An 11974-nucleotide genomic window follows, 5' to 3' on the forward strand; every position below is an offset into this window, starting at 1 on the left:
CGGAGCGTTAATATATTCGTTATTAAGACGCCAGAGCAGGGTGAAGCGAATCTATGCTCGGCAAATAAAAACGACAAACCAATTTAGTGGACATCATCATGTTAGACATAAAAAAAATCGACTCTGTAGCGGTATTGAAGGAATTAAAAGCAGAATATTTTGCTTCATCAACGGCACCATTAGATGGTATGTGGCACTTTGGCTTTGTACCAATGTCCGACCATTTTGGATTTTATGAAGATGACTCGTTGGTTGGCTTTTGTGTGATTAATAGTGATAGTTACATGTTGCAGTTTTACTTATCACCAACGTCTGGTGTTAAGGCTGAAGAGCTGTTCTCGCTTGTTGCACAAGGTAACAGTGCCGTCATTGGGGATGTCAAAGGCGCATTTGTGAGTACTGCCGAACCTCGTTATCAATCTCTTTGCCTAGATAATTCATCGGGTTTTACAGTGAACGCAAAAATGTACCAACATTGTAATTTCGCGTTATTGACCAGCACAGAGCCACTTCCTCTTCAGCTTGCGACTAAAGAGCAACTCTCGGAGTATGTGGCATTTGCGGTGCAAAGTATCGGGGCGCCTGAGGAATGGTTAACAGGCTATTATGGTAACTTAATTGACCGCCAAGAACTTTGGGGTTACTGGGTTGACGGGCAAATATTCGCAACGGGCGAGTGTCGTTTTTTTGATGATTACCAAACACATTACGCAGATTTGGGGATGATTGTTGCGCCAGACGAGCGTGGTAAAGGGATTGCTACCGGCGTATTATTAGCCTTAATCGAAACCGCTAAACAACAAGGCTTGACGGCAATGTGTTCTACGGAATCAAACAATATCGGTGCTCAAAAAGCGATTGAGAACGCTGGACTACGTGCATTGAACCGCCTTGTACAGTTTACTTTCGCCGTTGAATAGCCCCAAGATATATAACTCAAGGAGAATGGGATGATCCACTGGCTAAAGCGGCCCACAAATGAGGTAGTCGCTCGGTATGTAGAATGCTTTTGGTTCATAGAAAAGCCAATGGGCTCGACCACATCATCATACCCTAAACTGAACCCTGATCCTTCTGGACATCTAATTCTATCGCCTCCATCTCAGCGTTATCAATATGCACATGATATCGTTCCACAAGATTGGAATTCGGAGCCTTTAAGCGGTTGCGGCAGTCATTGGTTGTTTCCTCATTGTCGAACCTACCAACTTGATCATTCAAAGCCTTTTTCACACTTAGGCATCAAGTTTAACGTTGGCGCGTTGTATGGCTTAAACATTGGTGGTACTGAGCCTATTTTGGATTCTGTTACGCCTGTTGAAATGGCAGCGTTAATCGGCCTTGAACAAAAGGAAGAGTCGTCATTGATCGAGTTGGCTAGAACGGATGTTGATCAATGCTGCTATCGTTTAGCGAATGTGTTGTTACCCTGGTTGGATACAGTACGGGAAGATCAGCATAGTGAGCTCACAAGACGAGCACTACCTCTGTTGGCTACGATGCCAATTTCAAGCTTAGGCACGCAGCTTCACTGTTCTCAGAGAACGTTAGAGCGAAGTTTTAGTAAAGTCGTTGGATTGACGCTGAAGCAGTTCCAAGCGATGAACAAGCTTGAGTTGATGCTCGCGTATCTTTATGAGCGAGAGAGCGCAGATATAGATTGGGTGACGGTAGCGTATCAATTTGGATTTAGTGATCAGCCACACCTTATTCGATATCTTAAAAAACACATTGGGTTGACGCCCAATCACTATGTCCAACAACGTGATTTTACTATTGATATCTATGGTAGCGTGGAGGCGCTATCCCGATAAGTACGCTTGGTGTCTATTACTGTCCTTTAGGTTCAGTATTATTCTCTAGATAGATTAATACTCTCGAGTGCCATTAATCTTCGTTAGATACATGAATACCATCGATTACAACGGTGCTTCCTCCCAGCCACACTCTACTTTATGCACGATAGCGTCTAGTTTTGTGGGCGTTAATCGGTTCGATGATTCGATGTTAAATCGGCACGCAACCTGTTGCTCAAATAGCGACCAGTGTTTGACGAGGCAAGCGTCGGTATCAAGACCGTCTTTTGACCAGGTTGCCTTTAACATTGGCAGCATACAGGCAGCGCCATTCGCAAATAGCATCATCTGCCATTTCAGTTCCTGCATGTTCAGTGCTGTAGTGGGGTGCGCCGTATTGTATTCGTCGACAAGTTGTTGAACGATACATTCAATCTCACCGTTACTATCGATAAAATAATCAAAGAATTCGTTCTCTTGGCGCATCGCATCGGCAATGAGTTGGATGGGCTGTCGAATGACGATGACGTGCGCGAGCATCTCAACGGCAAATCGATACAGCTTGATATTGGCAGGTGTTGATTCTGGAAGCTCACCGAGCAAATGTAAGATGTACTTTTGCATGTACGCGTGCAAATGGTCACTGATGCAATACCAAATTTTATCTTTGCTACCAAAGTGATGACGGATCAAACTGTGCGATACGCCCGCTTTTTCACTGATATTGCGAATTGACACCCGTTCATAGCCAAGCTCACAGAACATGTCTGCGGCAGCGGTCAATATGATGGTTTTTGTCTCTTCTGCTGCAGTAGCGCTGCGGCGACCTTTTTTCTTCTCCACTCGATACCTTCTTTAATTTTGATACGCCTATATAGGGTACTGCATGTGCCTATCAATCGACAAGGCGTACATCAATGACTCATCAAGAACGCTTTATAGAGGTTTGTTGGTATATAACCAAAACAGCTCTAAATCAGATAAAAAATTATACTATACACATGTGCAGTAACTATTGATCTTGTGTAAATTATACATATACTGCACAACTGTAAAGTATAATTACAATATCAGAGATAAATACTATGAACACTTATCGTCTATTCAAACGAAGTGCTGTGATTGTTTTTCCTGCTTTGGCTGCCATCAGCCTGTCAGGATGCCATCCAGCTCAGTCAGAAGTTCATGAACCGGTGATCAAACCCGTTAAGGTGATTGAGGTTCCGGCGTTAAATTTTGCGCCAATCAATAATTATTTGGCGCAAGTTGATGCAACCGATCGAGCGCAACTATCGTTTCAGGTAGGGGGCCAGGTAGCATCAATAGACGTTAAGATGGGTGAGTCGGTACAGGCGGGAGAAATCCTTGCGACGCTAGATCCGACCGACTATCAAGTGACATTGGATGCTCGCCAGGCGGAATTTGATTTGGCAGACTCTCAGCTTACTCGCGCTCAGCAATTGTTTAAGAAAAAGCTCATCAGCGCAGATATGTTTGATCGTCAAGAAACGCAATATAAGGCTGCTGAAGCGGCGTTGGAGCAAGCAAAAGCAGACCTAGGGTATACCCAAATTATTGCCCCGTTTGATGGCGTGATTTCAATGACCTATCACAAGGCGTACGAAGTCGTTGGCGAGAAACAACCGATATTGAATCTAATTAGCAGCAATGAATTGGATGTGACCTTTTCGATTCCGGTTCCTGTTGTGAAATCCATGACATTTGCTGAGCTTAAAGAACAGCTATTTTTTGTCACCTTAGACAGCCACCGAAACCAACAAATTGAAGCGACATTTCGTGAAATAGCGATGCAGCCAGATCTCGACACGAACAGTTATACGGCCTCTGTATCAATAAAAAAACCAGATAATATCAATATATTGTCTGGAATGTCTGGCCAGGTTTACATTCAACGTGAAACAACCGATCGCACTATTTCTCTGCCATTAAGTGCATGGATAAGCCAACAAGATGGCGAAGGCCAAGTGTGGCGATTTGAGCCGTCAACTCAAGAGGTGCATCAAATTAAATTGATGCTCAATGAGCAAGGTGAAATTACGGCGGGCCTTCAACATGGCGACCAAGTCGTGGTGGCCGGTGCAAGAAATCTAATTGAGGGACAACAAGTTAAGTTGTGGACTCGTGAAGGTGGCATCTAATGAAGACGTTATTTTTCATGACATTCTCCCTAGCGTTGATTGGTTTGCAAGGCTGTAATTCAGACGTGGCGATGCGCAGTGCCGCCAAGATGACCGTTGAGTCATTCGACGTCACTCAACCGATATCAAAACAATTTCGTGAATTTCGTGGTCAAGTGGTAACGGCGGAGCAAACCGATCTTGCTTTTCGCATTAGTGGCGAAATCGCTCATCTTCTTGTAAAGCCCGGTCAGTCAGTTAAGAAAGGTCAGGTGATTGCAAAACTAGATGACAGAAAATTACAGCAACAGTACCGAGATGCTCAAGCACAATTTGAATTAGCGACCAAACAGCTACGTCGTGGAGCTGAATTGTTTGCCAAGGACATGATCTCGAGCTCTGAACTGGATGAGTTGACGTCTAATAAACAGTTGGCGAAGGCGCGCTACCAAAATATGCAACATCAGATTCAATACACGAGCTTGCGTGCCCCCTTTACAGGCGTTGTAGCCGATGTCGTGAAAGAGCGATTTGAGAACACCAGCCCAGCTGAAACCATTGCTTCAATATACCAAGCGGACAAAGTCTACGTAAAAATTAGCTTGTCAGATTATATTTTGGCGTCGATGACACCGGATACACAGAGTAACAATTATCAACCGCTGGCCTTTTTCCCAGGTAGAGATCAGGGGTTAACTATGCAATACCTAGAGCATTCTAGTGAACCCGATGCTACCTCTCGTGCTTATGAATTATGGTTGCAAATGCCACAGCCTAAACAAAGTATTTTACCGGGGACGAGTGTGGCAGTGCACGTTGATATGGTTGCTGCTGGCTTGAGTTCCATTCAAGGGTACCAATTACCGATGACAGTCTTAGAGCCTGGTACGTCGCCAGCTGAATTTTATGTTTGGAAATACATCGATGGGAAAGCCATCAAAACCTTAGTGCATGTTGACCAAATTAATAGTTTTGGTGTCATTGTTGACCAGGGGGTTACTGAAGGTGACGTGTTGATCAATTCAAGTTTAAGAAAGCTTCGAGATGGCGAGTTCGTTGCGCTCAAGGGGAATGAAGAGTAATGAGTTTGACGGAATATTCAATTAAAAATCGTGTGATTAGCTGGCTTTTTATCGTCATTCTGACCGTTGGCGGCATTATGTCGTTTATGGATTTAGGGCGCCTCGAAGACCCTGCATTTACGATCAAAGATGCCATGGTTATTTCGACTTATCCAGGTGCGACCTCGACAGAAGTAGAAGAAGAGCTCACGTATCCACTGGAAAAGCAGATCAGACAGCTGCCTTATATCGACAATATCAAGTCAACGTCATCGGATGGAATGTCGCAGATTACGGTCAGTATGCGTATGGATTATGGTCCAGACGAATTGCCACAGATTTGGGATGAAATGCGTCGAAAAATTAATGATTTGAAGCCGAGTTTGCCAAGCGGTGTGAACTCTGTACAAATCATTGATGATTTTGGTGATGTGTTTGGCGTGATGATCATGTTGACCGGTGATGGGTATGATTATGTCGAACTCAAACGTTATGCCGATTACTTAAGCCGTGAGATTGAGTTGGTTGATGGCGTCGGTAAGGTCGCGATTGCGGGTGATCAGCAAGAGATGCTGTTTGTTGAGTTATCTCTTAACCGATTATCGGCACTAAATCTGGATATGAATACTGTCGCCGGTCTACTGAATCAGCAAAACAGTGTTCAGTCTGCTGGTGAGATCATGATTAATGGTGACAACCTAGCGATTCGTCCTAACGGTAACCTTAACTCTGTCGAATCACTGGAGAATTTAATTATCCATGGTCGTGATACCGGTAATCTCATTCGATTAAAAGACGTTGCAACGATTTCAAAAGGTATCCAAGAAAAGCCATCGAATGTCATCACTTTTAATGGCAAACCAGCTATTAATCTGGCGATTTCATTTACATCGGGGGTCAATGTTGTAGATGTTGGGAATGTACTTGATGCAAAGCTTGCTGAATTGGAGAATATTAAACCTGCGGGCGTCAATCTTGATTATTTCTATAATCAATCGGCGGAAGTCGATAAGTCGGTAAAAGACTTTGTGGTTAGCTTAGCACAAGCGGTAGCGATCGTTATCGTTGTGTTGTTGTTTGCAATGGGCGTGCGTAGCGGTCTGATCATCGGTATCGTTTTATTGTTAACGGTACTTGGTACTTTTATCTTAATGAATATCAACAATATAGAACTCCATCGGATCTCCCTTGGCGCGTTGATTATTGCCTTAGGTATGCTGGTGGATAACGCGATTGTTGTCGTTGAAGGGATATTGGTTGGTCTAAAACAAGGCAAAACAAAAACCGAAGCGGCGAAGGCAATTGCGAAACAAACACAATGGCCGTTATTGGGTGCGACAGTGATTGCCATTACCGCGTTTGCGCCTATCGGGCTATCCCAAGATGCCACCGGTGAATTCATGGGTTCATTGTTTTGGGTGTTGTGTTTCTCGCTCTTCTTAAGCTGGATAACCGCATTAACGTTGACGCCGTTTCTTGCAGACTTAATGTTGAAAGAAGAGGACCCGACCGCTAAGACTGAAATAGAGGACCCTTATAAAGGCTTCTTGTTTACCAGTTTCCGCTGGTCGTTGGAGCTTGCTCTTAAACTGCGCTGGCTAACGGTAGCGGGTATGGTCGCGATGCTCATTGCTGCAATTATGGCATTTGGCATGGTGAAGCAATCATTTTTCCCAGCTTCTAACACTCCGATGTTCTTTGTCGATATGTGGATGCCTGAAGGTACAGACATTCGTCAAACGCTAAAGCAGACTGAAAAAGTGGAAGCGTACATTAGCGCTCAAGACGACGTTGACTTTGTGTCTACGTCGGTCGGTCAGGGCTTGCAACGATTCATGCTGACGTATCAGCCGGAAAAAAGTTATGAAGCTTATGCACAACTTCAGGTTCGAGCGACGAGCCGCGACGATATGTTTGCGTTGTTACACAAGCTTGATAATACGCTATCGCATGAATTTGCTGCGCCGTCATTCCAGTTACGTTTGATGGAGTTTGGACCTTCGCCAGCCTCTAAGATTGAAGCGCGAATAATCGGGCCGGATCCACAGATATTGAGAGACGTGGCCGTTCAGGTTGAAGATATCTTGCTCGCTGATTCAGGTGCTCGCAATATCCGCCATGATTGGCGAGAACGTACCAAGGAGCTGGTGCCACAATTTAATGAATCAAAAGCTCGTCGACTCGGGATTTCAAAAGAAGATTTATCGAATACGTTGCAACTCGCCTTTGGTGGCAATGCAATAGGTGTGTTTCGTGATGGAACTCAGCGACTACCGATTGTCACGCGTTTAACCGAAGAGGAGCGAGTGGATTACTCGTCGCTGCAAAACATATCAATATGGAGCCCGATGCTTCAGACCTATGTGCCTGTTGAACAAGTGGTTGATGATGTCACATTGGATTGGAGCGAGCCTTTGATCCAACGCCGTGATAGAAAGCGTACACTGACAGTGCTTGCCGATCATGACGTATTGGGCGATGAAACGGCGGCGACTTTATTTGCCCGTATTCAACCCCAAGTTGAAGCGATTGCTATGCCAGAAGGCTACACATTAGAATGGGGTGGGGAATACGAGTCGTCTAGAGATGCGCAAGAGAGCATGTTTAAGTCATTACCTATGGGTTATTTGTTGATGTTTATCATCACAATGCTGTTGTTTAATTCGTTTAAAAAACCATTAGTGATTTGGTTTACGGTACCGTTGTCGATTATCGGTGTGGCCTTTGGATTGTTGCTTTCCGGAATGCCATTTAGCTTTACTGCCTTGTTGGGTTTATTGAGCTTGAGCGGCATGATCTTGAAGAATGGCATTGTACTCATGGATCAGATCAACCTGGAATTAGGCACGGGTAAAGATCCATACCTTGCTATTGTTGATAGTGCCGTGAGTCGTGTTCGTCCTGTCAGCATGGCGGCTTTGACGACCATATTGGGTATGATCCCATTGGTGTTTGATGCGTTCTTTGGCTCAATGGCCGTTACGATTATGGCTGGACTTGGATTCGCTACTGTACTAACACTGATTGTGGTACCGGTGTTATTTGCAATTTTCTTTAGGATTAAACCTGTAAAATAACGTTTGATTGATTTGCTCTAGCCCACGATTCTCGTGGGCTTTTTTTGTGTTAGAGGTTTTTTTTCTAGATAGGATCTTTTCGAAGAATGAATGAGAATTGCGACTAATTTATGGCCGCAATTCGATATATCGATAAATTTGTAAGTAAGTTTCGACATCTTGATCAAAAATTCGCAAATAAATGACATAGATTTGGAATGTAATCCACATTTTCTGCAATGATCGTTTTCTAATCGACTCAACCTTGAACACAATATGGTCAGCAAATGATCAGACCACTAGGAGAATAGCAAAATGCCAACTAACTACTGTGCGGCGTGCAAGAAGAAAACAGCACACAAAGCGGTGATGAAGCGCAGCCCAAATGAAAGCACATCGATACTGCAAAGCTTTCAACAGCTGATGTCTCAATTAGTCAGTGGCAGTGGTTACTACAAAATGGAGCGTCACATTATTTGCCGTGTATGCAATCAAGAGAATCAAGTTGAAGCTAAGCCTGTGTTAACTCAACAAGCCAATCTTGCTTAAGAGTAAATTTACTTACCTTAGATATAAGCTCAATCATACTTAGCGACTTTTGTGCTTGGCTGAAAATATGATCAGCGAAGTAAGATTAGTCGCAGAGTGTGATCGATAACGTTTTTACAATGCGTACATTTACCTTACAATCGAATAACAATATTTGTTCGAGATATTATAGTGGCTGTAACTGCATTAGATAAAATTGACCTAGAAATACTGCGAATCTTAAGCCGTAAAGGTCGAATGCCGATTGTAGAGTTGGCCAAACAAGTTAACCTCACCACTTCTCCTTGCTCCGATCGAGTGAAACGTCTAGAAAAAGATGGGTTCATTCTTGGCTATCATGCAGAACTAAATCCAGAAAAGTTGGGCTTAGATGTTCAAGTGTTTATCCATATCAGACTCGACCAAACGAGCTTCTCCATTTTTGAAAAATTTGCCAAAGCCGTAGACCTAATGCCAGAAATTGAGGAGTGTTATTCTCTTTCGGGTGACTTTGACACCATGATTAAAGTACGCACCAAAGACATGAAGTCCTACCAATCATTTATGTCCACTAAATTGGGTACCCTACCCGGTGTTATCCAAACTCGCAGTGAAGTGGTGATTGAAGAGCATAAGACAGGTTTTGGCGTCAATGCAGAGTTGTTAGATACACTGTAGGCATAACCCATTCTCGCTTTCCTAAAGCTAAAATAATTAACAAACGCTGATACTCCCTTCTTTTTTATGTCTTGTTTTAGAGACTGTGTTTTTCGTTTCTGAGAATCACAGAAAATAATACAACTCTCTGATATATATTTGTAATTAAATCTGGTATTTACTGTTATATAAAGTCGAAATGTTAGTTAGCCTACCTATACTCTTGTGTATGCAGTTTTACGTAGGCAATTTGCTGTTTTGTTATTGATTATTCTATAGATATGTATCGACAGTCTTGGGTGTAAAGGAGCGCGCTATGGGTTTTGCAGTATTTTTGGGGCTGGCAAGTATTACGGGTACGTTAGTTCTTGATAAAAAAGGTCAGCTTAAGGTGTTAGCTGAAGGTATGGCGCTTCAAGAGGGAGATGTCGTTCTTTCTGTCATTGATGGTCAGTCGACCAATGAACTTGTTGGTGTTGATATCATTGGTGAAAGCGGCCAAATTATCCAGTCAGCTCAATTTAGTCAGTCTGATGAACAAAGTGCCGCGGACATCATTGCTCAGATCGAAGCGGGACAAGATCCAACCCAAAATGAAGAACAAGCGGCGGCGGCTGGCGAAAACTTAAGCTCAAGTATTACCACTGCGGCAACTGTAGAAGTCACACATGATCAGGTATTGGCTGCTACCTTTTTCGAAACTAGAGGCCTTGCTCGAGACAGCCTTACCCCAACACAATACCAAACCCTGCTGAATGTATTAACTAACTCCGCACCTGTTACCGTGTTTGATAGCCGTACCTTTGATGAGGAATCTCTGGACGGTGAGTTAAACCTTTCATTTCCTTCTGATCCGAACAACGACACTTTGGTTCTCACCATTACAGAGCTTCCAAGACTAGGAACCGTCACTCTCAGTGATGGTACACCAGTGGAGCTTGGACAGGTGTTGTCTGAATCGGAGTTCGAAAACCTACAATTCGATGCACCTCAAGAGTACACCTTAGGTGAAGACGCAGGGCAGATCTCATATACGGTTGATGATGGGCAAGGCGCTGATAACTCGGTACAAACTGGTGGGGTGTCGCTAACTATCAACCCTATCAATGATGTACCGGAAATTATTGAAGTCGGCTCAGGACTGCTCGTTGAATCCGGAAACTTGGATGATGGTTCTTTGGTTGACGGGGTGTCAACGGCGAGTGGGAAAATAGAAGCGACCGATAATGATACGGATGCAACCTTAACATTCGGTGTCCAGGATGCGACAAACGACTACGGTACGTTCTCTATTGATGCTAGCACTGGAGAATGGGTATTCACATTAGACAATGATGCACCAGCCACTCAAGCGTTGAAAGAAGGTGTCACAGTAGAGACGAGCTTTGTCATCCTTGTGACAGATGATCAGGGCGCTCAAGTAACACAGACACTCCCGATTACGATTCAAGGGACAAATGATGCGCCTACTTTTGACGCAGGCGGAGATGCGGCCGGTTCTGTTACCGAGCAAGGTGATGAAATTGGTGGTGAGAGTGTGGCCACTGGACTGGTTGCCGCGTCGGATATCGATGACGATGCGGTACTTATTTATCAAGTCGAATCTGCGCAAACAGAGTACGGTAGTTTTTCTGTTGATGAGCAAGGTAAATGGCAATTTACTTTAGACAACGACGCAGCTGTTACTCAAGCCTTGAAAGAGGGTGAAACCAAAGCACTCGATTACGTGATTTCAGTGACCGATGAATTTGGCGCTCAAAATACACAAACCGTCTCTATTTCTATCAATGGAACCAATGATAAGCCAGTTGTTACTGATTCAAGAGGCACATCTGGCGCGGTCAATGAGGCCGGTAATGAAGATGACGGGTCCGTTGTTCCGGGGAAGGTATCAGATACCGGTATTATCCGAGCAAGTGATAGCGATAGCGAACTCACTTTTACAACGGAGAGCACAAGCCCCTATGGTGACTTCACCATCAACGAGTCAAATGGACTTTGGCAATTTACTTTGGACAACGCTGCTTCAGAAGTACAAGCGCTAAAAGAAGGCGAGACGATTGAGGTCGTTTACAACGTACAAATTACTGATGATCAGGGCGCTTTTATTACGCAACCAGTCACGATTGAGATATTTGGTACCAATGATCAACCTACCTTTCATGCGACTAGTGACTTAGAGGGTACGCTCGTTGAAGCGGGCACCAACAGTTTGGGTGTATCAAAGGCTTCAGGGACATTGCTCGCTGATGATGTAGATGCAGATGCGGCACTCACTTTCTTTGTTGAAGATGGCGCGAGTGACTATGGGCAACTTGTCGTCTTGCCAGATGGGCGCTGGAGCTTCACGTTAAATAATGATTTACCTAGTACGCAAGCGTTGAAGAGTGGTGAATCGGTCGAGATCGAATTTCCTGTTGTCGTACGAGATGAGTTTGCAGCGGTTAGTAAAGAAACATTGATTATCACTATCGTAGGCACCAATGATGCACCCGTAATCACTGGCACCTCCGCTGGCCAAGTCATTGAAGACAATACCGACGACATTGACAGCACAACGGGTGACCTCACCGTAGGCGCGAAGGTCGACATCAGTGACGTTGACCAAGAGGAATCTGTCTTTAAAACCGATGTCACGGCGGGCGCTGATAACTTCGCCGATGGTGAGTTGGTCATTGATGAAAACGGCAACTGGACCTTCACCATTCCGAATACGGACCCATTGGTTCAAGGGTTAG

9 protein-coding genes are annotated in these 11974 nt (G+C 44.2%); 8 read left to right on the forward strand and 1 reads right to left on the reverse strand.

What is annotated here, in order from left to right:
* The first annotated feature begins 98 nt into the window (after positions 1–98).
* Both ACE1OE_RS24190 and ACE1OE_RS24195 read left to right on the forward strand, forming a co-directional pair.
* Complete coding sequence (locus ACE1OE_RS24190; protein WP_449212506.1) at positions 99–920, forward strand: GNAT family N-acetyltransferase; 822 nt, start codon at positions 99–101, stop codon at positions 918–920.
* A 30-nt stretch (positions 921–950) separates the two neighbouring features.
* Positions 951–1814, forward strand: coding sequence for a helix-turn-helix domain-containing protein (locus ACE1OE_RS24195; protein WP_449212507.1), 864 nt, complete (start codon positions 951–953; stop codon positions 1812–1814).
* A gap of 105 nt (positions 1815–1919) precedes the next feature.
* Here the strand turns inward: ACE1OE_RS24195 and ACE1OE_RS24200 are convergent, their stop codons facing one another.
* Positions 1920–2639 (reverse strand): TetR/AcrR family transcriptional regulator, encoded by a 720-nt coding sequence (locus ACE1OE_RS24200; RefSeq protein WP_449212508.1) that lies wholly within the window; start codon positions 2637–2639, stop codon positions 1920–1922.
* Between the two features lie 242 nt (positions 2640–2881).
* Between ACE1OE_RS24200 and ACE1OE_RS24205 the strand changes: the two genes are divergently transcribed.
* The 6 genes from ACE1OE_RS24205 to ACE1OE_RS24230 all read left to right on the forward strand — a co-directional run.
* Positions 2882–3955: an efflux RND transporter periplasmic adaptor subunit gene (locus ACE1OE_RS24205; RefSeq protein ID WP_449212509.1), complete on the forward strand. Its 1074-nt coding sequence runs from the start codon at positions 2882–2884 to the stop codon at positions 3953–3955.
* The gene (locus tag ACE1OE_RS24210) at positions 3955–5016 is read left to right on the forward strand and encodes an efflux RND transporter periplasmic adaptor subunit (RefSeq protein ID WP_449212510.1); all 1062 of its coding nucleotides are present in this window, start codon (positions 3955–3957) and stop codon (positions 5014–5016) included. The genes ACE1OE_RS24205 and ACE1OE_RS24210 overlap by 1 nt, the downstream gene beginning before the upstream one ends.
* Positions 5016–8072, forward strand: coding sequence for an efflux RND transporter permease subunit (locus ACE1OE_RS24215; RefSeq protein ID WP_449212511.1), 3057 nt, complete (start codon positions 5016–5018; stop codon positions 8070–8072). The genes ACE1OE_RS24210 and ACE1OE_RS24215 overlap by 1 nt, the downstream gene beginning before the upstream one ends.
* 294 nt (positions 8073–8366) lie before the next feature.
* Positions 8367–8600 carry a hypothetical protein gene (locus ACE1OE_RS24220; RefSeq protein ID WP_102470330.1) on the forward strand — a complete coding sequence of 78 codons (234 nt, stop codon included), beginning with the start codon at positions 8367–8369 and terminating at the stop codon, positions 8598–8600.
* Between the two features lie 171 nt (positions 8601–8771).
* Positions 8772–9257, forward strand: a complete 486-nt coding sequence (locus tag ACE1OE_RS24225; protein WP_372061694.1) for an Lrp/AsnC family transcriptional regulator — start codon at positions 8772–8774, stop codon at positions 9255–9257.
* Between the two features lie 295 nt (positions 9258–9552).
* Positions 9553–11974, forward strand: a 2422-nt coding sequence (locus tag ACE1OE_RS24230) for a VCBS domain-containing protein (protein ID WP_449212512.1), incomplete at its 3' end; no start/stop codon positions are given.

The organism is Vibrio sp. E150_011, from assembly GCF_053544015.1.

Bases quoted from the DNA above. Each gene is read 5' to 3' on its own strand.
- ACE1OE_RS24190 (WP_449212506.1), top strand. From the start codon at position 99: ATGTTAGACATAAAAAAAATCGACTCTGTAGCGGTATTGAAGGAATTA.
- ACE1OE_RS24195 (WP_449212507.1), top strand. From the start codon at position 951: ATGATCCACTGGCTAAAGCGGCCCACAAATGAGGTAGTCGCTCGGTAT.
- ACE1OE_RS24205 (WP_449212509.1), top strand. From the start codon at position 2,882: ATGAACACTTATCGTCTATTCAAACGAAGTGCTGTGATTGTTTTTCCT.
- ACE1OE_RS24210 (WP_449212510.1), top strand. From the start codon at position 3,955: ATGAAGACGTTATTTTTCATGACATTCTCCCTAGCGTTGATTGGTTTG.
- ACE1OE_RS24215 (WP_449212511.1), top strand. From the start codon at position 5,016: ATGAGTTTGACGGAATATTCAATTAAAAATCGTGTGATTAGCTGGCTT.
- ACE1OE_RS24220 (WP_102470330.1), top strand. From the start codon at position 8,367: ATGCCAACTAACTACTGTGCGGCGTGCAAGAAGAAAACAGCACACAAA.